This is a genomic window from Pseudomonas palmensis (assembly GCF_049942755.1).
Taxonomy (GTDB): domain Bacteria; phylum Pseudomonadota; class Gammaproteobacteria; order Pseudomonadales; family Pseudomonadaceae; genus Aquipseudomonas; species Aquipseudomonas palmensis.
In genome coordinates, this window is sequence record NZ_CP187958.1 from 3,791,534 (window position 1) to 3,818,355 (window position 26,822).

General features: G+C 52.6%; 25 protein-coding genes and 3 pseudogenes. 19 read left to right on the forward strand and 9 right to left on the reverse strand.

What is annotated here, in order from left to right; all coding sequences use genetic code 11:
- Positions 1-322 precede the first annotated feature (322 nt).
- From rfaH to ACPRTJ_RS17620, 15 genes and pseudogenes are all read left to right on the forward strand, one after another.
- A complete protein-coding gene (rfaH, locus tag ACPRTJ_RS17550; protein WP_081315143.1) occupies positions 323-811 on the forward strand; it encodes a transcription/translation regulatory transformer protein RfaH in 489 nt (162 codons plus the stop codon).
- A gap of 177 nt (positions 812-988) precedes the next feature.
- On the forward strand, positions 989-1,675 hold the full coding sequence (locus tag ACPRTJ_RS17555; RefSeq protein ID WP_058541040.1) for a cytidylyltransferase domain-containing protein: 687 nt from the start codon (positions 989-991) through the stop codon (positions 1,673-1,675).
- 2 nt (positions 1,676-1,677) lie between these two features.
- Positions 1,678-3,933 carry an N-acetylneuraminate synthase family protein gene (locus ACPRTJ_RS17560; protein WP_426427147.1) on the forward strand — a complete coding sequence of 752 codons (2,256 nt, stop codon included), beginning with the start codon at positions 1,678-1,680 and terminating at the stop codon, positions 3,931-3,933.
- Between the two features lie 2 nt (positions 3,934-3,935).
- On the forward strand, positions 3,936-5,207 hold the full coding sequence (locus ACPRTJ_RS17565; RefSeq protein ID WP_213606098.1) for an oligosaccharide flippase family protein: 1,272 nt from the start codon (positions 3,936-3,938) through the stop codon (positions 5,205-5,207).
- Positions 5,194-6,105, forward strand: a complete 912-nt coding sequence (locus tag ACPRTJ_RS17570) for a hypothetical protein (protein ID WP_426427148.1) — start codon at positions 5,194-5,196, stop codon at positions 6,103-6,105. The genes ACPRTJ_RS17565 and ACPRTJ_RS17570 overlap by 14 nt, the downstream gene beginning before the upstream one ends.
- A 361-nt stretch (positions 6,106-6,466) precedes the next feature.
- A pseudogene (locus ACPRTJ_RS17575) lies at positions 6,467-6,931 on the forward strand (acyltransferase); the annotation flags it as partial.
- A gap of 90 nt (positions 6,932-7,021) precedes the next feature.
- Entirely contained in the window at positions 7,022-7,891 is an 870-nt protein-coding gene (locus ACPRTJ_RS17580) for a hypothetical protein (RefSeq protein WP_153002480.1), read from the forward strand.
- Positions 7,888-9,006 carry a GDP-mannose 4,6-dehydratase gene (gene gmd / locus ACPRTJ_RS17585; protein ID WP_213606094.1) on the forward strand — a complete coding sequence of 373 codons (1,119 nt, stop codon included), beginning with the start codon at positions 7,888-7,890 and terminating at the stop codon, positions 9,004-9,006. The genes ACPRTJ_RS17580 and gmd overlap by 4 nt, the downstream gene beginning before the upstream one ends.
- A 2-nt stretch (positions 9,007-9,008) precedes the next feature.
- Positions 9,009-9,986 carry a GDP-L-fucose synthase gene (gene fcl, locus ACPRTJ_RS17590; protein WP_426427149.1) on the forward strand — a complete coding sequence of 326 codons (978 nt, stop codon included), beginning with the start codon at positions 9,009-9,011 and terminating at the stop codon, positions 9,984-9,986.
- A complete protein-coding gene (locus ACPRTJ_RS17595) occupies positions 9,986-11,194 on the forward strand; it encodes a glycosyltransferase WbuB (RefSeq protein WP_426427150.1) in 1,209 nt (402 codons plus the stop codon). The genes fcl and ACPRTJ_RS17595 overlap by 1 nt, the downstream gene beginning before the upstream one ends.
- 87 nt (positions 11,195-11,281) lie before the next feature.
- The gene (locus tag ACPRTJ_RS17600; protein ID WP_426427151.1) at positions 11,282-12,715 is read left to right on the forward strand and encodes a mannose-1-phosphate guanylyltransferase/mannose-6-phosphate isomerase; all 1,434 of its coding nucleotides are present in this window, start codon (positions 11,282-11,284) and stop codon (positions 12,713-12,715) included.
- A 126-nt stretch (positions 12,716-12,841) separates the two neighbouring features.
- Positions 12,842-14,221, forward strand: a complete 1,380-nt coding sequence (locus ACPRTJ_RS17605; RefSeq protein ID WP_058541099.1) for an undecaprenyl-phosphate glucose phosphotransferase — start codon at positions 12,842-12,844, stop codon at positions 14,219-14,221.
- 21 nt (positions 14,222-14,242) lie between these two features.
- Complete coding sequence (locus ACPRTJ_RS17610) at positions 14,243-15,499, forward strand: O-antigen ligase family protein (RefSeq protein WP_213606086.1); 1,257 nt, start codon at positions 14,243-14,245, stop codon at positions 15,497-15,499.
- A gap of 412 nt (positions 15,500-15,911) precedes the next feature.
- Positions 15,912-17,261, forward strand: a pseudogene (gene tnpC, locus ACPRTJ_RS17615) (IS66 family transposase).
- Positions 17,230-17,364 (forward strand): annotated as a pseudogene (locus ACPRTJ_RS17620) (IS256 family transposase); the annotation flags it as partial. The pseudogenes tnpC and ACPRTJ_RS17620, both read left to right, overlap by 32 nt.
- Positions 17,365-17,449: 85 nt before the next feature.
- On the opposite strand, the gene ACPRTJ_RS17625 reads toward ACPRTJ_RS17620, so the two are convergent.
- Entirely contained in the window at positions 17,450-18,289 is an 840-nt protein-coding gene (locus ACPRTJ_RS17625) for a lipopolysaccharide kinase InaA family protein (RefSeq protein ID WP_426427152.1), read from the reverse strand.
- A 195-nt stretch (positions 18,290-18,484) separates the two neighbouring features.
- Here ACPRTJ_RS17625 and ACPRTJ_RS17630 point away from each other — a divergent pair, with 195 nt between their 5' ends.
- The gene (locus tag ACPRTJ_RS17630; RefSeq protein ID WP_043862694.1) at positions 18,485-18,811 is read left to right on the forward strand and encodes a ComEA family DNA-binding protein; all 327 of its coding nucleotides are present in this window, start codon (positions 18,485-18,487) and stop codon (positions 18,809-18,811) included.
- A gap of 107 nt (positions 18,812-18,918) precedes the next feature.
- Here the strand turns inward: ACPRTJ_RS17630 and ACPRTJ_RS17635 are convergent, their stop codons facing one another.
- Positions 18,919-19,086 (reverse strand): DUF2897 family protein, encoded by a 168-nt coding sequence (locus ACPRTJ_RS17635; protein WP_078479756.1) that lies wholly within the window; start codon positions 19,084-19,086, stop codon positions 18,919-18,921.
- Between the two features lie 181 nt (positions 19,087-19,267).
- On the opposite strand from ACPRTJ_RS17635, the gene pyrF reads away from it, so the two are divergent.
- Positions 19,268-19,969 carry an orotidine-5'-phosphate decarboxylase gene (gene pyrF / locus ACPRTJ_RS17640; RefSeq protein WP_054915847.1) on the forward strand — a complete coding sequence of 234 codons (702 nt, stop codon included), beginning with the start codon at positions 19,268-19,270 and terminating at the stop codon, positions 19,967-19,969.
- 72 nt (positions 19,970-20,041) lie between these two features.
- Here the strand turns inward: pyrF and ACPRTJ_RS17645 are convergent, their stop codons facing one another.
- Entirely contained in the window at positions 20,042-21,046 is a 1,005-nt protein-coding gene (locus ACPRTJ_RS17645) for an NADP-dependent oxidoreductase (protein WP_054915846.1), read from the reverse strand.
- Positions 21,047-21,274: 228 nt separating this feature from the next.
- On the opposite strand from ACPRTJ_RS17645, the gene ACPRTJ_RS17650 reads away from it, so the two are divergent.
- Positions 21,275-22,036 (forward strand): SDR family oxidoreductase, encoded by a 762-nt coding sequence (locus ACPRTJ_RS17650; protein ID WP_426427153.1) that lies wholly within the window; start codon positions 21,275-21,277, stop codon positions 22,034-22,036.
- Positions 22,037-22,074: 38 nt separating this feature from the next.
- Here ACPRTJ_RS17650 and ACPRTJ_RS17655 read toward each other — a convergent pair whose 3' ends face one another.
- Entirely contained in the window at positions 22,075-23,268 is a 1,194-nt protein-coding gene (locus tag ACPRTJ_RS17655; RefSeq protein WP_043862698.1) for a benzoate/H(+) symporter BenE family transporter, read from the reverse strand.
- 145 nt (positions 23,269-23,413) lie between these two features.
- Between ACPRTJ_RS17655 and ACPRTJ_RS17660 the strand changes: the two genes are divergently transcribed.
- Positions 23,414-24,016 carry a glutathione S-transferase family protein gene (locus ACPRTJ_RS17660; protein WP_100634492.1) on the forward strand — a complete coding sequence of 201 codons (603 nt, stop codon included), beginning with the start codon at positions 23,414-23,416 and terminating at the stop codon, positions 24,014-24,016.
- Between the two features lie 43 nt (positions 24,017-24,059).
- On the opposite strand, the gene ACPRTJ_RS17665 is transcribed toward ACPRTJ_RS17660, so the two are convergent.
- The 5 genes from ACPRTJ_RS17665 to ACPRTJ_RS17685 all read right to left on the reverse strand — a co-directional run bounded on the left by ACPRTJ_RS17665 (position 24,060) and on the right by ACPRTJ_RS17685 (position 26,699).
- Positions 24,060-24,431 (reverse strand): glutathione S-transferase N-terminal domain-containing protein, encoded by a 372-nt coding sequence (locus ACPRTJ_RS17665; protein WP_426427154.1) that lies wholly within the window; start codon positions 24,429-24,431, stop codon positions 24,060-24,062.
- Positions 24,432-24,492: 61 nt separating this feature from the next.
- Positions 24,493-25,038 carry a GTP cyclohydrolase I FolE gene (gene folE, locus ACPRTJ_RS17670; protein ID WP_054915843.1) on the reverse strand — a complete coding sequence of 182 codons (546 nt, stop codon included), beginning with the start codon at positions 25,036-25,038 and terminating at the stop codon, positions 24,493-24,495.
- A gap of 69 nt (positions 25,039-25,107) precedes the next feature.
- Positions 25,108-25,665, reverse strand: coding sequence for a Smr/MutS family protein (locus ACPRTJ_RS17675; RefSeq protein ID WP_043862702.1), 558 nt, complete (start codon positions 25,663-25,665; stop codon positions 25,108-25,110).
- A gap of 52 nt (positions 25,666-25,717) precedes the next feature.
- Positions 25,718-26,035 (reverse strand): hypothetical protein, encoded by a 318-nt coding sequence (locus tag ACPRTJ_RS17680; RefSeq protein ID WP_043862703.1) that lies wholly within the window; start codon positions 26,033-26,035, stop codon positions 25,718-25,720.
- A gap of 73 nt (positions 26,036-26,108) precedes the next feature.
- Entirely contained in the window at positions 26,109-26,699 is a 591-nt protein-coding gene (locus ACPRTJ_RS17685) for a cysteine hydrolase family protein (RefSeq protein WP_054915842.1), read from the reverse strand.
- Positions 26,700-26,822: the final 123 nt, after the last annotated feature.

Consider the following 26,822-nt stretch of genomic DNA (forward strand, 5'->3'; position numbering starts at 1 on the left):
GGAGCTTTGTTTTCTGGTATGTCTTGGATGAAGTGACGCTGGCGTGAGGCAATAGGGCTTGGTCAGAGTAGCCACCGGCAGTCCAAGCGCGCTCACGCTTCTGTTATGCTGACATGTCTTTTTGATGGGTCGAGATGTGCCACGGTAAGGGATGAATGCCACCAATGCCGCAGAGGTTTGAGGCGGTTTGGTTGAGCCTTGCCTGAAGAAGCCTGTCGCGACGCTGTTATTTTGATGTCATACAGCATCATCCAACGAGCGTATGCAGCTTGAACGGGATCGAGTTTATCGGTGTTGATTCACTGCCTAAAAACGGTACTGCATGATTCCTCAAAAAAATTGGTATCTGGTGCATTGCAAGCCGCGCCAGGACGAAAGGGCAGAAGAAAATTTGGCACGTCAAGGCTATGTCTGTGCTCGCCCAATCTGTACCCGCGAACGTATTAGCCGTGGAAAGCGTCATACAGTGGCTGAGTCATTGTTCCCTGGCTATCTGTTCATTCAAATGGCGGATGAGTCTTCTTGGGCACCTTTGCGTTCAACGCGTGGTGTTAGCCGTGTTGTCAGTTTTGGAGGCCGGCCGCTGGCCGTTGGGGATGAACTGGTTGCCCGCCTTCAAGAGCAAGCAGGGGGTCATAGTTTTGCGAATGTCCAAATAGGCGAAAATGTTCGGATCATAGAAGGCAGTTTTTCAGCGCTTGATGCCATATTCATGGCAATGGATGGAGAAGAGCGTGTCGTGTTGTTGATTGACCTTTTGAGCCGCCAGCAGCAGGTGAGTTTACCGTTGGCGAGTGTTTCAGCGTATTGAGTTGCATCTGGCCAGAAGGCTGGAGCTAGAAATGGTGTGGCAACGTTTTCAGGAAACAGACGAAAAATCCTGGGGCGGTAGCGTGCCTAAATTATGGTTTCTGCATCGCGCATCTAGGTAGGCAGTGTCTCCAGCGTTCCAATCCTGATGAATATGATGATTTAGTGAGTATCTCGGATGACAACGGTTGCATTTATACCCGCCCGTGGCGGCTCTAAAGGGGTTCCTGGCAAGAATGTCAAATTGATAGCTGGCAAGCCGCTCCTCGCATGGAGTATTGAGCAGGCGAAAGGCGCTAGCTTGATTGACAAGATTGTTGTGTCTACCGATTGCCCTGAAATCGCCGCCTGTGCTCGTCAGTACGGTGCCGAAGTGCCATACATGAGGCCTGCTGACATCTCGGGTGATACTGCTACAACTGAAAGCGCAATGCTGCACTATTGCGAGTGGCTAAGTGCCCGTGGCGAGAAGTTTGATAATTTTTTGCTGGTGCAGGCAACATCGCCCATTCGAGCAGCGGGGCGTTTCGACGATGCCATCCGGTTTTTTGAAGCGGAGCATTTCAATAGCTTGTTGACGGTTACGCCGTCCCATCGTTTTTTCTGGAAAAATCCATCTGCGCCTGAAGCATCATACGATTTCATGAAACGTCCTCGTCGGCAGGATATTCCTGAGTCTGATAGAAGATACATGGAAACAGGGTCATTTTATATTACCCGCTGGGATGACCTGGTTAGCACGCGCAACCGGCTTTGTGGCAAGGTCGGCATGTACATAACACCAGAAGAGGAGTCCTATGAAATTGACTCCTTGGTAGATTTTAACGTTTGCGAAAGCATCATGTCCGCGTTGGAAGGGAATTAAATATGTATATTACAAAAAGCACTCAGAAATATATTGTTTTTTCTGAGGATTCCCTAGTTGATGTTTTAAAAAAAATTAATGAAAACAAGTCTAGAATTGCATTTGTTGTTTCAGAGCATGCAGTCCTAATGGGTAGTATTTCTGACGGAGACGTTCGTCGCTGGTTGACCAACAATACTGAAATTGACCTTAACGTGCCGGCACATAGCATCATGAACACCGCATGCAAGCGTGTTGTGCTAGGTGAAGAGAAGAGCACCTATAATTCTTTGTTTCACAGCGGTGTTGATTGCCTGCCTGTTGTTGATGAGGCAGGCCATCTGGTGCAGTTGGCATTTCAGAAGTCTGAAGGCTTCTATATTGGTTCTCGTGAAATCTCCGAGAAGTCGCCGTCTTTTATCATTGCCGAGATAGGGAACAACCATCAAGGCGATATTAAACTGGCTAAGCAACTAGTTGATCACGCTGTTGCTTCAGGCGTGGACTGCGCAAAATTCCAAATGCGTAACGTCAAGCAGCTTTACAAGAATGAAGGTAACAGCAACGATGCCTCGGTGGATTTGGGGGCACAGTATACGATGGATCTGCTGGAGAAATTCCAGCTGAGTAACGAAGCGCTCTACGAGGTTTTTGATTACTGTAAAGAAAAGAATGTACTTCCACTGTGCACACCGTGGGACCATGACTCACTGGCAGCACTGGAAGCCTATGGCATGCCTGCTTACAAGGTAGCCTCGGCGGACTTCACCAACTACGAGTTGCTGGAAGCAATTGCTAAAACGGGCAAACCATTTTTGTGCTCAACTGGCATGTCCAGCGAAAGTGAAATTAAAAGTACCGTTGCGTTTCTAGATCGCCTCGGTGCGGATTATGTACTGTTGCATTGCAACTCTACGTACCCGACACCGTACAAAGACGTAAACCTGAAGTACCTGAGTCGGTTGAAGAAAATTACCGGAAAACTCGTTGGGTACTCTGGGCATGAGCGTGGAATATGCGTTCCTATCGCATCTATTGCATTAGGTGCTTGTGTTATTGAAAAACATTTGACGGTTGATCAGGGGTTGGAGGGAACTGACCATAAAGTCAGTCTTCTGCCTGATGAGTTTGCTGAGATGGTACGGCAGATTCGCAATGTCGAAGAGGGGCTGGGATCAGACGAGTTGCCAAGAGAAATTACACAAGGCGAACTCATGAACCGGGAAAACTTGGCGAAGAGCTTAGTTGCAAATACGCCCATCAAGCAGGGCGCTATCATCACGCGGTCAATGGTGGCTATCAAGAGCCCTGGCCAAGGTATTCAACCAAACCGTATTGATGAACTGGTCGGCAAGGTTGCCAACCGTGATATTGATGCCGGTGGTTTCTTTTACGACTCAGATATTAATGGCGTAGTGCAGAAACGCGCGGATTATAAATTTGATCGCCCGTTTGGTGTACCAGTTCGATACCACGATTATCGCAAAATCGTGACGGACTCTAACCTCGATTTTGTCGAGTTTCACTTGTCTTACAAAGACCTTGAAGTGAACCTGAGCGATTTCTTCGATGGCCAGGAGCCGCTTGGCTTTGCAGTACATAGCCCTGAGCTGTTTGCCGGTGACCATATTCTTGATCTATGCGCCGATGATGAGGAATATCGCCAGCACTCAATTCGAGAACTCGAGCGAGTGGTTGGCATTACCCGTGAACTAAAGAATATTTTCCCGAAAACTGATCGGCCGGTAATTGTAGTTAATGCGGGTGGTTGGGATAATAAAGGGTTTATTGATCCAGCGCTGAAGCCGGCAATGTATAAGAAGATTGCTGATGCGTTCAACTGTATGGACTTGAGCGGTGTTCAGATCGCTGTGCAGACCATGCCTCCTTATCCGTGGCATTTTGGCGGTCAGAGCTACCATAATCTGTTTGTCTGCGCTGAGGAAATAAGAGCATTCTGTGAAGAAAATCCTGAGATTAAGATTTGCTTGGACGTTTCTCACTCAATGATGTCCTGCAATTACTATGGTTGGGATCTCATGAAGTTCGTAGAAATCATAGCTCCATATAATGTCCACATGCATATTGTTGATGCCAAAGGCGTTGACGGTGAAGGCATTGAGATTGGTAAGGGTGATGTTGATTTTACTGCGCTGTCTAAATTGCTTGCAGAAAAGAACCCAGGTGTTCAGTTTATTCCTGAAGTTTGGCAGGGGCATAAAAACGGCGGTGAGGGTTTTTGGTTGGCATTGGATTTTTTGGAAAGTGTAACTCTCTAATCATGCCTAAGGTATCTATTAGGAAATATTCAGGGCTTGCATTTACATACATCGAAAACTTTTATCGATTGCTGTATAGCTTTGGATTTTTGGTCGCTGCGCAGCATTTGCTTAGTGTCGAGCAGTTCTCGAACTTTGCATTTTATGTTGTTGTGGCGGCATTTGTTTACGGTGTGTCTAAGTTTTCCATTGATGCCTACGCCATTAAAGAGTTTGTCGGTCGCCCAGAGCAAGCGATATTTGTTCTGCGGCGATTGTGTTTGTTACGAGCAGGTTGGACGGGGATAATTGTTTTACTTTCAATAGCTATTCTTTATTTTTCGGGGAGATTTTATCCCGTCCTTTCGCTCTTAGTGGTGCTTCAATTTTTTCGATCTATTGATATATTTGAACTTTTGCTGCGTGCTGAGGAACGGTTGTTATTTCAAGCTTTGGTTAGAATGTTTTCTATGATAGTTGTTACCGTGTTGGTTGCATTCTTTTTAATGTTTGAGGTTTCTGTAGATGTAGAGACTTTGGTTTTTGTTCAGGCGCTAGAGTGGGGGGTTGTAATACTAATATATAGTTTAAGTTTTTTTAAATGCTTTGGTTCTAAGTCGGCTGAAAGTCGTCGTGTTAAAGAAGCCGTTAAGAAAATAGTATCTGGTTCGTCTTTTGTTTTTTTTGCTTTTTTGCTTTTTCTTTGTTATAGCAAAATTGATCAGTTGCTGCTTAATTGGTTTGCTGAAGCTGCTGAGTATGGCGATTACATGATAGCTGCTAGGCTGGTTGAAGCGTCAGTTGTTGTTGTTATTTCCCTTAATATGTTTTTTTATCCAAGGCTTGTTCGGCTTTATGATGTCGATCGTCAAAATTTTTTTGTAATGATCAAAAAGATATCATACTCGTTTTTATTAGTTGCGGGGGTGGTGTTTTTAGTTGTGCTGGCTCTTAGGGTTTATTATCAGTTTTTGCCACATATTTTTACTGGATTATTTTCCCTTAGGTTGATTGAGTTGTTGTCTTGGTTAGCTGTCTCGCTATTTCCGGTTTTTCTATTTGGGCTTAGATCCTCGTTTTTTACTATTGTAGATGAGCCTGGTAATATCCTGTTGGGGTCTATTTTGGGTTTTGCTGTTAGTGTGCTATTTGGTGTGCCACTTATATATTTTTATGGCTTGTATGGTGGGGTTGCCTGTGTGTTATTGACTTCGGTTTCTTCATTGCTTGTTTCTAATTTTTTCTCTGCTTCTGGGCGTACTTATTTGAGGTTGATATTTCTTGGAAATAAATAACTACAGAGAAAAAAAAGTGCTGCCAGTCTGGCTTGTGGCTTTGATGTTAATTTTGCCTCAGGTTGGTATAAGTCTGAATGGCTTTTTTATTGACGCATATCGTCTCTTGCTAGCTCTATTGTTCCTTGATTTTTTTATATGTTTGACTTTAAGCAAGAAGCTTCTGATTAGCGGAAGGCTTTTGATTTTTTGGTCGAGTTTTTTTCTATCAGTTATGCTGCCTTTTTTTATACAAAGCCAATTGAATGAGGTTGGAGATTTTTTTGCGCACATAACTAATCTTGAAGGTCGTAGTGATCCTAACTTGACTTTTGGTGATGCGTCGTATGTGCGGCGAGATTTTTTTGGGATGCTAGGTTTAAAATTTTTCTCGGTTGTGGTTCTGGGGTTTCTTCTATCCTTTTATATATCAAAGTTGAGTGTATCAAGTGCTCTAAAATTTTCGCGATCAGTGGTGTTTTCAGCTGTGTGCTTTCAGGCTTTTTATATGGTACTTTATTTTTTCGGGGTGTTAGATTCTTTTGCCAATATTTTTATGATTGGGGCTACTGCGAGTCAATTTGATGGCGGAGTAAGCAATCGTTTAGGTTTTTATCGGTTTCCCGGAGGTTTTTCTGAGCCTTCATTTATGGCGGTTGTAATTTTTGGGGCTGTATTTTCGTACTATTATATTGCATCGAGGAACGATATTCGAGTTAGTTTTTTCTCTAGGGTTTCGTTGGCGCTGATGTGCTTTTTTTTATTTGCGACTACTATTTCCATGATGACAATGTTTGTTTTTGTTTTTTCGTTTTTCTTTATTTTTTGGTCTTCGATAAGAAAAAGTAGTATTGAGCTTAGTTGTTTTGTTTTTGTAGTTGTTGCCTTCCTTCTCCAGTTTTTTTCTTATGATGTTTAGTTATGATTTATACCCAGGGGTTAGAGTCGATAGCTGTTAGGCAGTTGATGGTTACAGCGCTTTCGGATCTTAGTGTGAATGCGCTTTTGTTTGGGTACGCTTTTTCGGAAGTTTACAACTTTCCGTTTGTTACAAACTTGATTTTACAGTTGGGGTGTGTCGGTACCTTGGGGATTTTGTTTTCTTTTTTTTGTTTTTCTGACGGCAAGTGGATTTTGCTAAGCTGCTTTGTTCTCATACTTTCAGTTTCTCCAAATCTTAGCTACAGTTATCTTTATGTTTTTCTTGGTTGTCTCGTTGGTAGTCTTTTAGTTAAGTCTAGTCATAGGTGAGTGGCGTTATGGTCTCTTTAAGAAAATTTGTGAAGAAAAATAAAGCGATTTTTATAACGCTCCGTGAATCTGTGATGTGGTTTAGGAAGAAGCGCTACGGATGGAGTAATGTTTCTGTTAGAAGTTGGGTTGTTCCTAAACAGCGCTATATAGCGAAAGATTTTGAGTTGGGTGATTTTGGTTTTGTCGGTGCGGGGTGTACGATTTATCCGAGAGTTCGTGCGGGGCGCTTTCTTTTGATGGCGCCGGGAGTTTCTATTATTGGGTCCGATCATGAGTTCAATTGTGTTGGTACTCCAATTTGCTTTTCCGGAAGACAGGTTTTAAAAGAAACTATTATTGAGGATGACGTTTGGATTGGGCAGGACGCACAAATCATGGCGGGGGTTACGATTGGGTTGGGTGCAATTGTCGCGTCAAAAAGTGTTGTGACTCATGATGTTCCCGCCTTTGCTATAGTCGCGGGAGTGCCCGCAAGAGTGATTAAGTATCGTTTTGGGGATGATGAGGATCGAACTGCTCATGTTAGGTCGATTTCAGAAATTAATAGCTATGGTCATCTGGTTGAAGACTTGGAGTGATAAATGAGTTTTCAGAAAAAAGTTTATTACATCATTCAGGCGTATGTGCCTTTGGCTTTTATTCCATTTGTTTTGAGATTAGCTGTTCGATTTAGGTTTTTTTTGAATGGCCAAAAGGCATTGTTGCAGCATAATAGTGCTTTGAAAAACTCTGCCTTGGGGAAGGATGCATTTATATTGGCAACAGGCCCTAGTTTGAAAGGCGTTGATTTGAGTTTTTTAGCAGGACAAGATTGTTTTAGTGTAAGCAATTTTTTTCTCCATTCTCAGGTAAATTTGCTGTCTCCGAAATTTCACTTTTTTGCTCCTTATCATGAACCTTTAATATTGCAAGAGTATATTTCATGGATGCAGCGAGCTGATAATGAATTGCCGGCGAGTACTGCGATAGTTTTAGGTCTTCAGACTAGATCGATGGTTGAGCAATATGGAATATTCAAGGGGCGAGAGATTTTTTATCTTTGTCTTGAAAAGTCACCTTTGTCTAACTCTGTTGTAGATATTACCTCTCCAGTATTGGCTCCTCAAACTAGCCCTGTAATGGTTTTGCCTGTTTTGTATTATATGGGGTACTCGAGGGTTTTTCTGCTTGGCTGTGATCATAATATTCTTAAAGATTATGGTGGTGTTGTTGAGAATTTCTATTCTCCAGATCAAGATCCTAGGAAGAATGCTACGTCAGGCGAAAATTGGAAAGATGGTATTATTAAGCATTTAGATAATGCAAAAAATGTATTTCTTCAGTATTCGTATTATGATGATTTGTTTCGTAAGGCGGGTAGGGTTATAAAGCATACCTCTAAATATGGTTGGCTTGATTTTATTGAGTATGTCCCACTCAATAAAAATGATATTTTTAAGGCGGAAAAATGAAAAAGGCACTTATTACCGGTGTTACAGGGCAAGATGGCTCTTACTTGGCTGAGTTTCTCTTGGAGAAAGGCTATGAAGTGCATGGTATTAAGCGCCGTGCTTCGTCTTTTAATACTCAGCGTGTTGACCATATTTATCAGGATCCGCACGTAGATAATCGCAATTTTGTTTTGCATTATGGCGATTTGAGTGACTCTTCTAACCTCACCCGTATTATTCAGGAAGTACAGCCTGATGAGGTATACAACTTGGGGGCACAGTCCCATGTTGCAGTGAGTTTTGAGTCCCCGGAGTACACCGCAGACGTTGATGCCATGGGGACACTGCGTATTCTTGAAGCTATTCGTTTGTTGGGCCTGGAAAGAAAAACACGTTTCTATCAAGCGTCGACGTCTGAGCTCTATGGACTGGTGCAAGAGACTCCTCAAAAGGAAACGACACCGTTCTACCCTCGCTCCCCTTATGCGGTAGCCAAGCTTTATGCCTACTGGATTACAGTAAACTATCGTGAAGCTTATGGTATGTATGCCTGCAACGGCATTTTGTTCAACCATGAGTCGCCACGTCGTGGTGAAACATTCGTAACACGTAAGATTACACGCGCCTTGGCGAACATCGCCCAAGGCCTGGAAAAGTGTTTGTTCCTCGGTAATATGGATGCCCTACGTGACTGGGGTCATGCCAAGGACTACGTCCGCATGCAATGGATGATGTTGCAGCAAGAACAACCTGAAGACTTCGTAATTGCAACCGGCGTGCAATATTCGGTGCGTGAGTTCGTGCGGTGGTCGGCTGCTGAGCTAGGTCTTACGCTGCGCTTTGAAGGTAAAGGCGTCGAAGAGCATGCGATTGTAGAACACATTGAAGGTGACAAGGCGCCGGCACTGAAGGTAGGTGATGTCGTTGTGCGTGTGGATGCACGTTATTTCCGGCCTGCAGAGGTGGAAACCTTGTTGGGCGATCCAACCAAGGCTAAAGAAAAATTGGGGTGGGTACCGGAAATTACCGTACAGCAAATGTGCGAAGAGATGGTGCGCGAGGACTTGAAAGCAGCTCAGCGCCATGCGCTTCTGAAGTCCCATGGTCATGACTTGCCTGTTTCTGTGGAGAACTGATTGTGGCCCGTAATCTGGAGCAGTCGATTTTTGTGGCCGGCCATCGTGGAATGGTTGGCTCAGCCATCGTTCGCAGGCTCAAGACGCTTGGCTACTCGAACATCCTCACCGCAACGCGCGATGAGTTGGATTTGCTCGACCAGGCGGCGGTTCGGCAATTTTTCCAAACTCATGCCATTGACCAGGTTTATCTTGCCGCAGCCAAAGTGGGTGGTATTCATGCGAATAACACCTATCCGGCCGATTTTATTTTTGACAACCTGATGCTTGAGGCCAACATCATCCAAGCTGCCCACCTGAGTGGTGTTCAAAGGCTGCTATTTCTCGGTTCTTCCTGCATCTATCCAAAGCTGGCAGTGCAGCCTATGACGGAGGCCGCGTTGCTGACAGGTGTGCTTGAACCAACGAACGAGCCTTATGCATTGGCCAAAATTGCTGGTATCAAGCTCTGTGAAAGCTACAACCGTCAACATGGCCGCGATTATCGTAGTGTGATGCCAACTAACCTCTATGGCCCGCACGATAATTATCACCCTGAAAACAGCCATGTTATTCCAGCGTTACTGCGTCGCTTCCACGAGGCTACTCAGCGAGGTGATACCGAGGTTGTGATCTGGGGCAGTGGCAAGCCAATGCGCGAATTTCTGCATGTCGACGATATGGCTGCTGCCTGCGTGCATGTCATGGAGCTCGAGCCCCAGCTACATCAGGCACACACACAGCCAATGCTTTCTCACATCAACGTTGGTACGGGCGTCGATTGCACGATTGCTGAGTTGGCGAACACGGTTGCCAAAGTAACCGGATTTCAGGGCAAGCTGAGGTTCGATGCGACGAAGCCTGACGGTGCTCCGCGCAAACTGATGGACGTTTCGCGTTTGGCCGCGTTGGGCTGGACAGCCAGTATTGGCCTTGAACAAGGCTTGCAGAGTGCCTATCAGTGGTACGTCGACAATGTGCAAAACGCTCGGGCTCACTGATGAAAATTCTGCTTTATGGCATCAATTACAGCCCAGAGCTGACTGGAATCGGTAAATACAGCGGAGAAATGGCCCGCTGGCTTGCTGAGCAAGGCCATGAGGTGCGGGTTGTTACCGCACCACCGTACTATCCGGATTGGAAAGTATGGCCTGCGTTTTCGTCCTGGCGTTTCAAATGTACTCAAGAGGAGGGCGTCAGTATTTACCGGTGCCCGCTCTATGTGCCGGCTAAACCGGCGGCACTAACGCGCTTGTTGCACCTGGCAAGTTTTTCTATCTCATCTTCGTTGGCAATGCTGGCACAGCTGAGGTGGAAGCCAGAGCTGGTCATTTTGGTGGTCCCGACGCTATTTTGTGCACCTCAGACGCTCCTGCTGGCTAAGCTGACGGGCGCTAAGTCCGTTCTGCACATTCAGGATTTTGAAGTCGATGCATTGTTTGGTCTGGGGATTGCCAACAGCGGCGTGTTAAAACGTATTGCTTATGGTGCAGAACGGCTCATTTTGCGTGCATTTGACCGTGTTTCAAGCATTTCTGCGGCCATGCTGCGGCGCGCCCAAAGCAAAGGTGTCAGCGTTGAGCAGTTGCGTTTTTTTCCGAACTGGTCTGAAACCGCACGGTTTGCCAATGTTGCGCGTAATGATGCATTGCTTGCGCGGCTGGGCATTGATCCAGCCAAGAAGGTGCTGCTTTACTCCGGTAACATAGGCGAAAAGCAGGGGCTGGAAAGTGTAATCGAAGCTGCGGATCGCCTTAAGGGCCGGGCAGAGCTTGTGTTCCTGATCGTTGGCGAAGGCGCAGGTAAGGCCCGATTGCAAGCGTTGGCAGCATCGAAGCAACTGTCGAATGTGGTCTTTGCACCTTTGCAACCCTATGAGGACTTGCCCGCGCTGCTCGCCAGCGCCGATTGCCATTTGGTCATTCAGAAACGCGGGGCTGCAGATGCGGTACTGCCATCAAAACTGACCAACATCCTTGCAGTAGGCGGCAATGCAGTAATAACCGCAGACCCTGAGACCAGTCTGGGCTTGTTGTGTCTGGACCATCCAGGCATTGCAGAACGGGTAGAGCCCGAGTCTGTCGAGGCATTGCTTAGGGGGATTGAGGGTTGCCTGACTATGCCCTTGCCTAACCTGATTGCTACAGCATACGCCCATGATTTTCTCGACAAGGATCGGATTCTGGCTCGGTTTATCGATGAGGTTTAATTTTCTTTCTTGTTGTAATGTGTTGGGCGTGCTGCACGGCATGCAGAATTCATTTTTTGGTAGTACGACTTCAAAGGACAAAAACACATGTTGCTTCCGGTAATCATGGCTGGCGGTTCCGGCTCGCGTCTCTGGCCGCTTTCGCGTCAACTTAACCCTAAGCAATTTTTGCCGATGGTCGACCAAAATCAGTCCATGCTGCAGGCAACGATTGAGCGCCTGCAGGGGCTGGACGCCCAAGCGCCGCGCTTGATTTGCAACGAGCAGCATCGGTTTCTTGCAGCAGAGCAGCTACGTCAGATTGGCCTGGAGCAGGCCAACATTCTGCTGGAGCCAATGGGGCGTAATACGGCACCTGCCATTGCTCTGGCGGCATTACAGGCCATAGAGGAAGGTCAGGATCCGTTGCTGCTGGTTTTGGCTGCCGATCACTTGATTCAAGACGTGCCTGCGTTCCATGCCAGTATTGAGGCTGCCATGGTGTTAGCCACAGCAGGCAAACTTGTGACCTTTGGCATCGTACCGGCCTACCCTGAAACCGGTTATGGCTACATCCAGAAGGGCGAAGTGCTTGGTAGTGAAGGGTTCAAGGTTAACCGTTTCGTGGAGAAGCCGGACTTGTCCACTGCCCAGCATTATGTTGCTTCTGGGGACTATTTTTGGAACAGTGGCATGTTCATGTTTCGTGCCAGCCGCTATTTGGCAGAGCTGGAGGCGTTCCAGCCCGACATTCTCAAGGCGTGCCAGCAGGCATTGGCAGGTGCAGAGCAGGACCTGTACTTCACCCGTATTGATGCAAAAGCATTTAGCGAGTGCCCGGACGACTCGATCGATTATGCGGTGATGGAAAAAACGGCCGATGCCGCCATGGTGCCGCTGGATGCTGGATGGAGTGACATCGGGTCATGGTCTGCACTGTGGGATGTCAGCGAAAAGGACATCAACGGGAATGTCTTGAAGGGGGATGTTCTTCAACACGGTACTCGTCATAGCTATGTGCATGCCGAGCATCGGCTGGTGACGACGGTAGGGGTCGAGGATCTTGTTATTGTCGAGACCAAGGACGCCGTCCTGGTTGCCCACAAGAGTCATGTGCAAGACGTCAAAAAGATTGTTGAGCAGCTCAAGCAGGATCAGCGCCATGAGCATGCCAATCACCGTGAAGTGTATCGTCCTTGGGGTGTGTACGATTCGATCGACAGTGGGCATCGTTATCAGGTCAAGCGTATCACCGTAAAACCCGGAGCCAAGCTATCCGTTCAGATGCACCATCACCGAGCCGAGCACTGGATTGTGGTGAGTGGTACGGCGAGTGTCACCAATGGCGACAAAACCTATCTGGTCACGGAGAACCAATCCACCTACATCCCTATCGGCCAGGTTCATGCATTGGAAAATCCAGGTGTTATCCCGTTGGAGCTCATCGAGGTTCAATCAGGTACGTACCTGGGTGAAGACGATATCGTTCGCTTTGAAGACAAGTACGGGCGTGTCAAACCAAAAAAAGTAAAGCATGACTGATAGTGACTCAGGCGGTGCTGGCGCCTCTGAGTTGCTGTGTAGGGTTAGGGGTTTGGCTGCGGGGCGGTGCCCGGCTGCATTGCATGCTAACCAGTGTTTTATAGAGATTGGGGCCTGTTCAAAGACATGCAAGTCACTCATCGGTATCAACCAACATTTGCAGAACGGTATCCCGTTCCTTTTTTTGTCGCGTTAACGGACATGGTCATCGTCTTGGTGGCGGGCTTGTTTGCCTTCCATTACCGTTTTCAGCACTTTGAAATGACGGGGCGTTACAACACCGCAACGATGATTACGGCCATTGTGGTCGTGATCTGCCTGGCGTTGGGCGGAGTTTATGGCTCGCAACGAGGTCAGTCCTTCTGGCGCCAACTCGGTGTCCTGGTGGTTTGCTGGCTGTCTGCTGCAGGCGTTCTTTTATCGTTGACGTTTTTCCTGAAGATTTCAGATAACTATTCCCGCATCTGGTTCAGCGTAATGTTGTTTACGGGAGGGGCACTGTGTTTGTTGCTACGCTTTTCCGTATTTTTGATATTACGTCGCATACGCGGCTCTGGACTGAACCTGAAGAGCGTACTGCTGGTTGATTCCGGAGGGCAGTCCGCCAGTCAGCTAAACAGTGGCCGCACCTTGGAAGAAGACGGTTTTCGTATTTCCACAAGCCTTGCGTTTAGTCAAAACGACGACTGGGTGGACAGCTTGGTCGCCAAAGTTGATGAGTTAGGCGTGCATGAAGTATGGCTGTGCCTACCGCTCAGTGAAGGGGGCGTCATTCGCTCTATCATGTATGCGCTTCGCCACCACACCGTTGCGGTTCGCTTCATTCCGGAATGGGGTGATATCCGCTTGCTGAACCACAAGGTGAGCCATATTGCTGGCTTGTATTCATTGGACCTTAGCTGCAGCCCGATGGATGGCTCGGCGTTGGTGGTCAAGCGCCTTGAGGACTTGATTATTGGAGGCTTGATCAGCCTAATGATACTCCCGGTTTGCCTGGTGATTGCTGTTGCAATCAGGGTGTCGTCCCCTGGGCCGATTCTGTTTAAACAGTATCGAACGGGCATCAACGGCAAACATTTCAAAGTGTACAAATTTCGCTCAATGGTAGTGCATAGCGAAGGTGGCGTTACCCAGGCCACGCGCGACGATGTGCGAGTGACCAAAGTCGGGGCGTTTTTACGGCGTACCAGCCTTGATGAACTACCGCAGTTTTTCAATGTGCTCCAAGGGCGTATGTCGATTGTTGGGCCTCGCCCCCATGCGTTGGCGCATAACGAGTACTACAAGGAATTGGTCGAGTCTTACATGCAGCGGCATAAGGTTAAGCCAGGTATTACCGGTTGGGCTCAGGTCAGTGGCTACCGCGGGGAGACTGATACGCTTGAAAAAATGCAAAAGCGTGTCGAGTACGATCTTTGGTACATCGATAACTGGTCACTCTGGGTTGATCTGAAAATTATATTTCTTACTGTTTTTAAAGGCTTCATTAATAAAAACGCATTTTGATTTTTTTGGGAAGTAGTAGTTATGAATGGAATAGAAGTGTTGCCAGGTCATTGCTCTAGAGGTCGAAGCTGGCAGCTTGTTTTGATCTGGATGCTGGCTGTCGGGTTATTCATTCAGTTGAGTGGTAAGGTTTGGATTCAGTCCGGTAGTGCGAGGAATGCTCAAGTATATATATGGCTTCTTTTGCCAGCGTTAATTTTTATTTTCTACAAATTGATCGTTCGGAATAAATGTGTACCGTCGGTTCACTATATTCCATGGTTTTTTTTTCTGCTTTGGGTCGGCTTGAGTACAGTATGGGCAACAGGATCTGAAAAGGATGCGTTCTCGCTTGCGAAACGAGGGTTGTTGATTGCCCTGTATCTTCAAGCGATCTACTTATTAATGTCCTACAATGAGGGTTTTCTGAAAAAAGCGTTGTTGGCAGGGGTGGTCATGGTGGCTGTAGGTGCCCTAGTCAGCATTGTTTATCAGTTTGGCATTCTGGATAAACCACTGGCCTATCGTGCCTACCGTATTGATCGCTCGGGTATTGGAAATTTTGCCAATTACGGCTGGCCTGTGGTCGCCGGTATTTTTCACGGTGCCATTGCTATTTGGGCGCTCGGTGTGGCACTGGATAAACGCACGGCGTTCAAGTCAGTGCTGTTTTGGCTCGCTATCTTCATGCTGTTGAGCCTCTATGTATTGTTGACCTATACCAGGGGGGCATGGTTTGCTTTGCTGGGTGGCATTGTGGCTGTCATAATTTTACAAAACTCCAGGCTCGGTTGGTGGTTGCTGGGGATTGGTACAGTGCTTGTTCTTGCACTGGTCATCAAGTTTTGGCCACAGTTGGTTGTCGAGTTTCAGGAAAAACAGTTATCTGGGCGCGGGCCTATTTGGGTCTACTATTTTAAAGTCATGTCAGGTCACTGGGCCGTTGGGCACGGGCTGGGTACACCATTCGAGTATCGCTGGCCTGATGGTGTTCAAGTTTCCCCTCATGCCCATAGCTTGTACCTCCAACAGGTCTACGATAGTGGTATCGTCTCGCTTGCCTTGCTCGGTGCGGGTCTGCTGGCGTTGGCACATAAAGCGTGGAAACTGCGCAGCAACTATTGGGTGCGCCTTGCATTTCCTGCACTGGTCTTTGCGCTGATCGCCATGCTGACGGATGTTGAGCGAGTCTTTACTCGACCTGGTGACTACTGGACGTTGTTCTGGTTGCCAGTGGCGATTTTGTTGGCGGTGCCGATGCGGTCTAAACAAGCTGATCAAGCAGCGCCGTCAAGCTAGTTTCCCGATAATGGTCAGCGAATCCCAGCGAAGCAGTCTTATCTTGCTGTTGTTGACCAATATATACCTGCAGTGTATAGGTTAGGCTCTGTACGATATGTCGAGAAATTTAATCACCACCCCTCGAAAACTGAGATTTTGTAGAGTTTCCAGCCATCTACGGAAAGTAGTTCTGTGATGTGAAAGCGTTATGAACTCTCGTATGAGGCCTGGGATGTAGTTGCCGATCTCTTTATCGAAAACCATGGCGGGGGCCGGCTCCCCTCCAGGCGACTGTTTGAGGCTTGATGGCTTGCTCTGGGGGCTGTTCGCGGGTGCCGCATGGCGAGATATGCCAGAGCACTTCGGTCCCTGGTCAACTGTGTAGGCCCGGTTTCGGTGAGGCACGTTCTATCTTTAGCTACTCAAGCAGATGCTTGCGAAGACGCAGTCACGGGTCGGTTTTCTCGAAGAGGAAAACGCGCTGCTGCGTCAGCGCTTGTTCGGGCGCAAGTCCGAGCAGACAGCTGACCCTGCTACACTCCAGCTAGCCCTTTTCGATAACGCAGAAAGCATTGCCGACGTTGCCGACGAAGACGCAGAAGCCGGTACGGGTAATCAAAAACGTTCGTAAAGTCTACAGTTGCCGCGACTGTGAGGCTGCACCGGCCACGGCGGACAAACCGACTCAGGTGATTGAAAAAACATATCTAGCCCCAGCGTACTGGCGATGATGCTGACCACCAAATATGTAGACGGTTTGCCGCCATACCGCTTTGAAACAGTGCTGGGTCGCCACGGCATTGATATCCCGCGCCAAACCTTGGCAAGGTGGGTTATCCAGTGCAGCGAGCACTTCCAGCCGCTGCTGAAGCTGATGCTCGACCGCCTGCTAGCCAGTCGAATCATCTACTGCGATGAAACGCAGGTGCAGGTGTTGAAAGAACCTGACCGCGAGCCAAACAACCAGTCGTGGATGTGGGTGCAAAGCGGCGGTCCACCGGATAAGCAGGTCATCCTTTTTGATTACTCCACCAGCCGAGCGCAGGAAGTGTCTACACGCCTTTTCGATGGCTATCGTGTCTACGTCATGAGCGATGATTATGCCGGTTACAACGCACTGGGCGCCCAAGCAAGAGTGAGCGCTAGGGATGCTGGGCGGACGCACGTCGCAAATTCGTGAAAGCACAAAAAGTGCAGCCCAAAAGCAAGACGGGTAATGCCGACATCGCGCTGAATTTGATCAACAAGCTTTATGGGATCGAACGCGACTTGAAGGGCGGCAGCGACGCTGAGCGTAAAACCGGTCCTCACGAACAAAGCCTGCCGATAGTTGCTCAATTGAAAAGCTGGAGCGAAAAGACACAACCACGAGTTAGCGCTCAGAACGCGTTCGGAAAGCCATTAGTTATCTGGCAAGCAACTGGAGCAGACTTGAACGGTAGGTGGAGAAAGGCTACCTACCGATCGACAACTACGTCGCAGAGCGCGCGATCCCCCCTTCGTGATGGGACGAAATAACCGGTTGTTTAGCGACACGCCTAACGGCGCGGTGGCCAGTGGTCAACTTTACAGATTGGTCGAAACCGCCAAAGCTAACGACCAAAAGCCCTATTGCGCACTGGAACGCCTGCCACAGGCGTCCTCAGTTGAGGCTTACGAAGCCCTGCTGCCGTGGAGGTGCGTGCCTCAAGTGTATCGGCAACGCACCGCACCATCTTTGACAAGGTGGGGTTTATGGAGTGCTTACGATCTATCAGGCCGTCAATGCCGAAGCGGCTGAACAGGCGCTGTATATCTTTGAGAGCGGGCCTTGGGGTTAACAGTATCCAGCTGTAACGACTGCCGGGCGGCGGATCTGGGAACGAGTCATTACATTTTTCGTGCCCCATATGCTTGGCCTGTCTGACGGCTAGCCGTTATCGGCCCTCACAAAAAAAACAGTGCCGCCCCATACGTTTCCTCTTGTCGTCACCCCAATACCACTCGCCCACTCAAAAAAATATCCCGTCGTTCCTTGCGACCAATATGATGGTGCTTGGCCATTTGGTACACAGCATGAAATCGTTCCCGATTAATCCCCTCGCAGGTTTCCAGGGCTCGCGCTACTAAAGCGTCGTACGCCGACTCCCCAACCAGCCCCCCTACCTCTCTGCGATAGAAGAACCCCAGTTGAAAGCCCAGGGTTTCACTCAAAAACCGTGGTGCGGTGGCAAAGCAATTCTCTAAATCGATCGCATGCGTTGCCCCCACCCCGTCGTTACACATCATCACATTCGCCGCCCATAGATCCATGTGATAGATCCCGCTGCTGTTCAGCGAAAGCAACAACTCGAACGCCGCACCGATCACCCGCTCCACTTCTTCAGGCTTGGCGAGTATCCACTGATAGCCGTCTGTGTAGTTCTGCAACAGTTCTGTGATGATGACGAAGTCATTCATCAACCCCATGCGTGACCTGGTATACCCATAGCCAACCACGCCGGGCACACTCGCGCCGCGGCGGTGCGCTTCCGCAGTGTTTATCAGCTCTTCGATTGGCCAGTCGAACATGCCACAGCTTTTGCGGGTACCGCGCGTAAAGCGGATCCTCTTTGGGAGGGTCTCAATCGCTTGGCGCTTGGCAAACAATGGGCTATCGCCTGTAGATAGTGGCGCGCTTGTCCGGTTTGACGGGCGTTCCTGGCCAAGCAACAGCGTAAGCGTTGCCGCCAGCGCAGTGCTCACAGGCGCGTTCAGATGAACTGTCGAGCGCTGATGCTTGAATGTAAACGGAAATCCATCAACCAGCTTGTTCTTCCCTTCGCGCACCGCTGCACATCCCGTGTAAGAGTTTTTGGACGGCCAAAACGGTAACATTTCCTACACATTTTTACATTTCTTTCACATCTTGTTTGAATCCTTTTGACCTTGACTGTGGATCTGTTGTTCTTGAGCCGCTAGGTTTTACAGGCAGCCAAGGAATCGCTGCCTTAGCAAGCTCACACACCAAGGAGTGCCACCGTTATGCGCAATACCTTTCTTGTTTCTCTGCTGCTCGCGCTGCTCAGCGCGTTCTCGCTGCCGTCGTTTGCGGCGGCCACCAAGGCCGCGGGCGACTTGCCAGTCACTACAGTCAGCGCAGCGCTCGCCTCAACCACCGTCAACCTGAACACTGCCGATGCGGCGACACTGCAGTCGTCGCTCGCAGGTATCGGCAAGGCCAAGGCTGAAGCGATCGTGGCCTACCGCGAAGCCAACGGCGCGTTCGAGTCAGTGGATGAGTTGCTGGAGGTGAAGGGGATCGGCCAGGCGCTGATCGAGCGCAACCGGGACAAACTGGCGGTCAAGTGACCTGAGGAGGGGCGGGTCGGGCAATGCTCGATCCGTTTTTATCATCAAATGGCATGGGCTCATCGCCGGCAATGCCGGCGCCTGCAGAAGGCGGGGAAGCGCCACGCTTATCGGTCTTGCGCGTCCTTGGCATCGGCTTCGGCATTGCGCTCATGCACGCGCTTGAGTTGCTCTTCGGTCAAGGGCAGCTTCTTCGCCGTATCACGCAGCATCATCAAGCCACCGACAATCGAGCCGATGGCAACCAGCAAGATCAACCAGGCATACCAGGGCATGAGCTTCTCCTTATCGACGGCGAATGGCGCCGCCTCTGTGATGTTGGACTCGACACGAGCGTCGATGGTTCAAGTATAAGAGGCCCACCACCTGGGGGCGAATTCGCGATCACCGGCCCCCATTGGCACTGCGCATCGGCTACAATGCGCGCCGATTTCGACTTGCCCAGAGAGCCTGCCCATGTCCGCCTGTCAGACGCCTATCATCGTCGCCCTGGATTTCCCTACCCGTGACGCCGCCCTGAAACTGGCCGATCAGCTGGACCCCGCGCTGTGTCGGGTCAAGGTCGGCAAGGAGCTGTTCACCAGCAGTGCGTCGGGCATCGTTGAAACCCTGTGTGAAAAGGGCTTCGAAGTGTTCCTGGACCTCAAGTTCCACGATATCCCCAACACCACCGCCATGGCCGTGAAGGCCGCAGCCGAAATGGGCGTGTGGATGGTCAACGTGCACTGCTCTGGCGGCCTGCGCATGATGGCGGCCTGTCGCGACGTGCTGGACCAGCGCAGCGGGCCACAGCCGCTGTTGATCGGTGTGACCGTGCTGACCAGCATGGAGCGTGAAGACCTCGCCGGTATTGGCCTGGACATCGAGCCGCAGGAGCAGGTGCTGCGACTGGCCGCCCTGGCCGAGAAGGCCGGCATGGACGGCCTGGTGTGCTCCGCCCTGGAAGCCCCGGCCCTGAAGGCCGCGCACCCGTCGTTGCAGCTGGTGACTCCGGGCATTCGTCCTGCCGGCAGCGCCCTGGACGATCAGCGTCGTATCCTTACCCCGCGCCAGGCGCTGGACGCCGGCTCCGACTACCTGGTAATCGGTCGCCCGATCAGTCAGGCGGCTGACCCTGCTCAAGCGCTGGCTGCAGTGGTAGCCGAAATTCGCGGCTAAGCGACCCGGTTTTTCGCCAGCAAGGCTGGCTCCTACAAGGAGGAGCCGGCCTTGCTGGCGAAGTCGTTCCTCTTATACCTTCAACACCAGCTTGCCAAAGTTTTCCCCGCTGAACAGCTTCAGCAGCGCTTCGGGAAAGGTCTCCAGCCCCTCGACAACATCCTCCTTGCTCTTGAGCTTGCCGCTGGCCAGCCAGCCGGCAATTTCGTTGCCTGCGGTGCCGTACTTGGCCACATGGTCCATCACCACGAAACCTTCCATGCGCGCGCGGTTTACCAGCAGCGAGAGGTAGTTGGCCGGGCCCTTGACCGCCTGCTTGTTGTTGTACTGGCTGATGGCACCACAGATCACCACCCGCGCCTTGAAATTCAGGCGACTGAGCACTGCATCGAGGATGTCCCCGCCGACGTTGTCGAAGTACACATCCACCCCTTTTGGGCACTCGCGCTTGAGTCCCTCCAGTACGTCTTCGGCTTTGTAGTCGATAACCCCGTCAAAGCCCAGTTCATCGACCAGGTAGCGGCATTTCTGCTCGCCGCCGGCAATCCCGACCACACGACAGCCCTTGAGCTTGGCGATCTGCCCGGCAATGCTGCCGACCGCTCCCGCTGCACCCGAGATCACCACGGTTTCGCCCGTCTTGGGCTCACCCACTTCCAGCAGGGCAAAGTAGGCCGTCATTCCGGTCATGCCCAGGGCGGAGAGATAGCGTGGCAACGGTACCAGCCTAGGGTCGACCTTATGCAGGCCCTTGGGCTCGCCAATGAAGTAATCCTGTACACCAAGGGCTCCGCTCACCGTATCACCCACGGCATAGTCAGGGTGCCTGGACGCCACCACTTCACCGACACCCAGTGCTCGCATGACCTCGCCGATACCTACAGGCGCAATGTAGGACTTGCCCTCGTTCATCCACCCGCGCATGGCCGGGTCCAGCGACAGGTACAGGTTCTTCACCACTACCTGTCCCTCGACAGGCTCGCTCACAGGCACGGTTTCAAAGGTAAAGTCATCACGTGTCACTGCCCCGGTGGGGCGCTTGGCAAGCAGGAATCGGCGGTTGGTCCTGTCAGTCATGGCAAGGTTCTCTCTGGAAGGCAAACCCTGTTGATAGGCCTGCATCGGCAAATCGGCAAGGTCCAGCCTTGTGGCGAATGGTGATTGATCCATCTGGATGATTGAGCCTAGCAGCTAAAATCACCCGGTTCGATGGTGTGTTCACTGCGTGCCTGATGATGCTGCCCAGGAGCCACCGCCGATGACTAGACTCCCGCCATTGTCCTCACTACGTTGCGGGAGTTATCGATGAGCATGACTTTTTCCGGCCAGGTTGCCCTGGTCACCGGGGCCGGCGCCGGCATCGGCCGGGCCACGGCGCTGGCATTCGCCGCACAAGGCCTGAAGGTCGTGGTGGCAGACCTGGACGTCGCCGGTGGCGAACACACGGTCGGGTTGATTCAGGCCGCCGGCGGCCAGGCACTGTTCGTACCTTGCAACGTTACCCGCGAGCAGGACGTGCAGCAGTTGATGGCGCGCACTGTCGAGGCATACGGTCGTCTGGACTACGCCTTCAACAATGCCGGTATAGAAATCGAGCAGGGGCGCCTGGCCGACGGCAGCGAAGCCCAATTCGATGCGATCATGGGCGTCAACGTCAAGGGCGTGTGGCTGTGCATGAAGCACCAGTTGCCACTGATGCTCGCCCAGGGCGGCGGTGCGATCGTCAACACCGCATCGGTCGCCGGCCTGGGGGCTGCGCCCAAGATGAGTATCTACAGCGCATCCAAGCATGCCGTGATCGGGCTCACCAAGTCGGCCGCCATCGAGTACGCCAAGAAACTGATCCGGGTGAATGCGGTGTGCCCGGCGGTGATCGACACCGACATGTTCCGCCGTGCCTACGAGGCCGATCCACGCAAGGCTGAATACGCCGCCGCCATGCACCCGGTCGGCCGCGTGGGCAAGGTCGAGGAAGTCGCTGCAGCGGTCCTGTACCTGTGCAGCGACGGTGCGGCATTCACCACTGGCCAGGCTCTGGCAATCGATGGTGGTGCCACCGCTATCTAGCGGGTGGGGCAGGGGAGGGCCAGGCCCTCCCGTACCGATCAGGCAGCCTTGCGCCAGTTCAGGATCATCAGCGTCAGTACCCCCGCCACAATCCCCCAGAACGCCGAGCCGATCGAGAACAGGGTAAAGCCCGAGGCCGTGACCATGAATGTGATCAAGGCTGCCTCGCGCTCCCTGGCCTCGCTCATCGCCACCGTCAGACCGTTCATGATCGAGCCGAACAGCGCCAGTGCGGCAATCGACAGCACCAGCTCCTTGGGCAACGCGGCGAACAGTGCCGCCAGGGTGGCGCCGAACACGCCGGCAATGCCATAGAAAATCCCGCACCAGACCGCCGCGGTGTACCGCTTGCTCGGGTCTTCATGGGCATGCGGCCCGGTACAGATCGCGGCGCTGATGGCCGCCAGGTTGATGCCGTGCGAGCCGAACGGGGCCAGCAGCAGCGAGGCCAGGCCCGTCACTGAAATCAGCGGCGAGGCAGGTACCTGGTACCCGTCCGCACGCAGCACCGCCACACCCGGCATGTTCTGTGAAGTCATCGCCACCACGAACAGGGGGATGCCGATGCTGATGGTCGCGGCCAGCGAGAACGACGGCGTGGTCCATACCGGTGTCGCCACCTCCAGGTGGAAGCCGCTGAAGTCCAGCAACCCCATCACTGCGGCGATCGCGGTGCCCACCACCAGCGCGGTCAGTACCGCATAGCGCGGCGACAACCGCTTGATCAGCAGGTAGCTGAAGAACATCCCCAGCACCAGGGCGGTCCGATGCTGGGCCGCAACAAAGATCTCGCTGCCGATCTTGAACAGAATGCCGGCCAGCAGGGCCGCGGCCAGCGATGCCGGAATGCGCCGTACCAGGCGTTCGAAACTGCCTGTGAGCCCGCAGATCACCACCAGTACGGCGCAGGTGATGTAGGCGCCGATTGCCTCGCCATAGCTCACGCCGCCCAGGCTGGTGATCAGCAAGGCTGCGCCGGGGGTCGACCAGGCGACCGTGATGGGCGTGCGATAACGCAGTGAAAGGCCAATGCTGCATACCGCCATGCCGATCGACAGCGCCCAGATCCACGAGGAAATCTGCGCGGTGGTCAGGCCGGCCGCCTGGCCCGCCTGGAACATCAGCACCAGCGAGCTGGTATAGCCCGTGAGCATGGCAATGAAACCGGCGACCACCGCCGAGGGGGAGGTGTCGGCCAGCGGACGCATTGGCGCAGAGGTGGCGTCAGGCATGCAGTAATCCTTGTGCGGGTGTAAGCGGGTTTTTCAGACTACGCTGCGATAGGGCGAGTTTTGCCATACAGCAACCATTGCATTTAACCGTACAGTCGCCAACTATGGACGGCGGTTTCGTTTCAGCTTTGGAGAGGGGGGAACAATGTACAAGGTCTACGGGGATTACCAGTCGGGCAACTGCTACAAGGTCAAGCTGATGTTGCACTTGCTTGATATTCCGTACATATGGTGTCCCGTGAACATCCTCAATGGCGAGACCGAGCGCCCTGAGTTTCTGGTCAAGAACCCTAACGGCAAAGTGCCGGTGCTGGAGTTGGAGGACGGCAGTTATCTGTGGGAGTCCAACGCCATTCTTAACTACCTCGCCGAAGGTAGCCTGTTCCTGCCGAGTGAACCGCGTTTACGTACGCAAGTGCTGCAGTGGCAGTTCTTCGAGCAGTACAGCCATGAGCCCTACATTGCCGTGGCACGTTTCATCCAGTTCTACCTGGGCATGCCCGAAGATCGCGTCGATGAATACAAGTCGTTGCAGAAGGGCGGGCACAAGGCGCTGAAGGTGATGGAGAAACAGTTGCAGGAAACGCCCTACCTGGTCGGTGACAAGTACTCGATTGCCGATGTGGCGTTGTATGCCTACACCCATGTGGCCCACGAAGCTGGCTTCCTGCTGGATGATTACCCGAAGATTCGCGCCTGGCTGGAACGCGTGGCCTCGCATGAGCGGCATGTGCCCATGATCGATTGATGGTGTTTTACCGGCAGGGAGCAGCCCTGCCGGCCAAGCGCTGTCAGACCGCCGAGAACCGCTGGTTCAGGTAGTCGATGATCACCTTGGACTCGTACATCCAGGTGGTCTTGCCGTCTTCCTCGATGCGCAGGCACGGCACCTTGATCTTGCCGCCTTGCTCCAGCAGGGCCTGGCGATCCTGTTCGTTGTTCTTCGCGTCACGCAGCGCCACCGGCACGTTCAGGCGGTGCAGTGTGCGGCGGGTCTTCACGCAGAAGGGGCAAGCGTGAAACTGATACAGGCTCAGCCCCTTGGCCTGCTGCTCGATATTCGCCTGGGCGGCCGCATCACGCTTGAGTTTGCTCGGGCGGCTGACCCAGTCGAGGAAGACGATCAGTTGGCCAAGGCCAACCCGCAGTGCTTTGACGATCATGGCAACTCCTCACAATGAAAAAAGCCGACCTGGGCAGGTCGGCTCGCAGAACCTCGGCCGATTACTTGATCAGGCTGAGGAACTCGCTGCGGGTGGCAGCATTGTCGCGGAAGGCGCCGAGCATCACCGAGGTGATCATCGACGAATTCTGTTTTTCCACACCGCGCATCATCATGCACATGTGCTTGGCTTCGATCACCACGGCCACGCCCAGCGCGCCGGTCACCTGCTGAACCGCCTCGGCGATCTCGCGGCTGAGGTTTTCCTGGATCTGCAGGCGGCGAGCGTACATGTCGACGATGCGCGCCACCTTGGACAGGCCCAGCACCTTGCCGCTCGGGATATAGGCGACATGCGCCTTGCCAATGAACGGCAGCATGTGGTGTTCGCACAGCGAGTACAGCTCGATGTCCTTGACCAGGACCATTTCACTGTTGTCGGAGCTGAACAAGGCGCCGTTGGTCACCTCTTCCAGGGTTTGGTCGTAGCCGCGGCAAAGGTACTTCATGGCCTTCGCAGCCCGCTTGGGCGTATCGAGCAGGCCCTCGCGGGAAACATCCTCGCCGAGTTGGCCGAGAATCGCGGTGTAGTGCTGTTCCAGGGACATGGATCTACCTGTGGGATTTATCGCAAAAGCGAAGGGTACGGCGGCTGTGACGGCGCTGCAAGCGCGGCGTTACTCGTCACGCCCTTCAAGCATGGTCCGCTTGAGCATGACATACACCGCGCCGGTGCCGCCGTGACGCGCCTGGCACGAGGTAAAACCCAGTACCTGGGCATGCTGGCGCAGCCAGGTGTTGACGTGGCTCTTGATCATCGGACGCTTGCCATCGAGCCGCACCGCCTTGCCGTGGGTGACTCGCACGCAGCGCACCTCGAAGCGCGTGGCCTCTGCCAGGAATGCCCAGAGGGTCTCGCGGGCTTTCTCCACGGTCATGCCGTGCAGGTCCAGGCTGCCTTCGAAACCGATCTGGCCAAGCTTGAGCTTGCGCATCTGGCTTTCCTGCACGCCATCGCGGCTCCAGTGCAGGTCGTCTTCCGGGCCCACGTCGATGACGAACTGATCGGACAGACCGTCGATCACCGTCTGGTCGCTGCGCACGGTCGCGGCCTGGCGCAGGCTGGCCAGCTGCTTGCGGTCGGCCTTGGGTTTGCCGGTGTCGGCGCGATCATGCCGGATCGGCTTGACGCCGTGCATCTGGCTCTTGAACAGGGAAAAATCGTCGTCTTGCATGTAAGCCTCCGCCTGGGCGGCGCAGTTTACGCGACTCCCCACAGGGTTGCAGTCAATCGTGTTTCTTCATCAGGTGCGGCGACAGGTTCAGCCCCCTGGCACGGCGCAGGCGCAGCCGGCTGCGGCGCCAGGACCAGACGCCCAGGTACAGCGACAGCAAGCCCAGGCCCAGCACCACGGCAGCGCCGGGGCGGTTGTTGTTGAGCTCGCCCAGCGCCTCGGCATGGCCCAGCAGGCCAGCGACGCCGGCCATGGTCAGGAGCACGCCGAGTATCGCCAGCAGTGCCGAGAACGCCGTGGCCAGGCGTGCGCCCCAATTGCGTTGTTCGCGGGGACGCAGGCGCCTGGCGTCGAAACTGGATAACTTCATTCCGACTTTCCTCAAAGGGTATCCGGGGTTGGACCCGAACGCCCCAGAGTGGTTCCACTTGCCTGTCGGGTGGTCAGATCAGGCTGTTGACGGGTGCGACACAGGCAAAGTTGTCGGCCATGATCGCCATTTCGCTCTGCTGGATCTGTGCGGCCGGAATCACGCCGTCCTTGAACGGCAGGTCGCGGGTGGCGCAGCCGTCTTCGACCAGGGTGCAGCGATAGCCGTAGTCCTTGGCGCGGCGCACGGTGGTGCTGACGCTGGAGTGGCTCATGAAGCCGCACACGATCAGGTCCAGGTGGCCGTACTTCTGCAGCGTCTCGTGCAGGGTGGTGTTCTTGAAAGCGTTGGGCATGCGTTTTTCGATGACGACTTCATCGCCCTGCGGCTCCAGGCCCGGAATCCACTCGCCGCGCGAGCCCTGTGGGTCGAACAGGCCACCCACGGTGCCCAGGTGGCGCACATGCACCACGGGCCGGCCGGCCTTGCGTGCAGCCTCGAGCAGTTTGCCGATGTTGGCCACCGCTTCGTCCATGCCCGACAGCGCCAGGGGCCCGCTCAGGTACTCCTTTTGCGCATCGATAATCACCAGGCTGGCGTTGCTCAGCTTGGCCGGCGGATAACCGCGACCGCTGAGGTGGAACATCGTCGTTGGAACGGACATCAGGGGCTCCTTTGGATAGGGCTTTTCACCTATTGTCCCCTGCTTGGCGACTTATGTGAATGGCTTAGCGTGCATGCGGCGTGGATAGCGGCCTGCAGGCATGAGCACAATTGCGGCCAGAGG

Excerpts from the sequence above, each read along its gene's own strand:
- ACPRTJ_RS17680 (WP_043862703.1), bottom strand. The coding sequence starts at position 26,035 with ATGAAGTTATCCAGTTTCGACGCCAGGCGCCTGCGTCCCCGCGAACAA.
- ACPRTJ_RS17555 (WP_058541040.1), top strand. The coding sequence starts at position 989 with ATGACAACGGTTGCATTTATACCCGCCCGTGGCGGCTCTAAAGGGGTT.
- ACPRTJ_RS17685 (WP_054915842.1), bottom strand. The coding sequence starts at position 26,699 with ATGTCCGTTCCAACGACGATGTTCCACCTCAGCGGTCGCGGTTATCCG.
- rfaH (WP_081315143.1), top strand. The coding sequence starts at position 323 with ATGATTCCTCAAAAAAATTGGTATCTGGTGCATTGCAAGCCGCGCCAG.
- ACPRTJ_RS17580 (WP_153002480.1), top strand. The coding sequence starts at position 7,022 with ATGAGTTTTCAGAAAAAAGTTTATTACATCATTCAGGCGTATGTGCCT.
- ACPRTJ_RS17665 (WP_426427154.1), bottom strand. The coding sequence starts at position 24,431 with ATGATCGTCAAAGCACTGCGGGTTGGCCTTGGCCAACTGATCGTCTTC.
- ACPRTJ_RS17660 (WP_100634492.1), top strand. The coding sequence starts at position 23,414 with ATGTACAAGGTCTACGGGGATTACCAGTCGGGCAACTGCTACAAGGTC.
- pyrF (WP_054915847.1), top strand. The coding sequence starts at position 19,268 with ATGTCCGCCTGTCAGACGCCTATCATCGTCGCCCTGGATTTCCCTACC.
- folE (WP_054915843.1), bottom strand. The coding sequence starts at position 25,038 with ATGTCCCTGGAACAGCACTACACCGCGATTCTCGGCCAACTCGGCGAG.
- ACPRTJ_RS17595 (WP_426427150.1), top strand. The coding sequence starts at position 9,986 with ATGAAAATTCTGCTTTATGGCATCAATTACAGCCCAGAGCTGACTGGA.
- ACPRTJ_RS17565 (WP_213606098.1), top strand. The coding sequence starts at position 3,936 with ATGCCTAAGGTATCTATTAGGAAATATTCAGGGCTTGCATTTACATAC.
- gmd (WP_213606094.1), top strand. The coding sequence starts at position 7,888 with ATGAAAAAGGCACTTATTACCGGTGTTACAGGGCAAGATGGCTCTTAC.
- ACPRTJ_RS17605 (WP_058541099.1), top strand. The coding sequence starts at position 12,842 with ATGCAAGTCACTCATCGGTATCAACCAACATTTGCAGAACGGTATCCC.
- ACPRTJ_RS17650 (WP_426427153.1), top strand. The coding sequence starts at position 21,275 with ATGAGCATGACTTTTTCCGGCCAGGTTGCCCTGGTCACCGGGGCCGGC.
- ACPRTJ_RS17645 (WP_054915846.1), bottom strand. The coding sequence starts at position 21,046 with ATGACTGACAGGACCAACCGCCGATTCCTGCTTGCCAAGCGCCCCACC.
- ACPRTJ_RS17635 (WP_078479756.1), bottom strand. The coding sequence starts at position 19,086 with ATGCCCTGGTATGCCTGGTTGATCTTGCTGGTTGCCATCGGCTCGATT.
- ACPRTJ_RS17560 (WP_426427147.1), top strand. The coding sequence starts at position 1,678 with ATGTATATTACAAAAAGCACTCAGAAATATATTGTTTTTTCTGAGGAT.
- ACPRTJ_RS17655 (WP_043862698.1), bottom strand. The coding sequence starts at position 23,268 with ATGCCTGACGCCACCTCTGCGCCAATGCGTCCGCTGGCCGACACCTCC.
- ACPRTJ_RS17630 (WP_043862694.1), top strand. The coding sequence starts at position 18,485 with ATGCGCAATACCTTTCTTGTTTCTCTGCTGCTCGCGCTGCTCAGCGCG.
- ACPRTJ_RS17610 (WP_213606086.1), top strand. The coding sequence starts at position 14,243 with ATGAATGGAATAGAAGTGTTGCCAGGTCATTGCTCTAGAGGTCGAAGC.
- ACPRTJ_RS17675 (WP_043862702.1), bottom strand. The coding sequence starts at position 25,665 with ATGCAAGACGACGATTTTTCCCTGTTCAAGAGCCAGATGCACGGCGTC.
- ACPRTJ_RS17600 (WP_426427151.1), top strand. The coding sequence starts at position 11,282 with ATGTTGCTTCCGGTAATCATGGCTGGCGGTTCCGGCTCGCGTCTCTGG.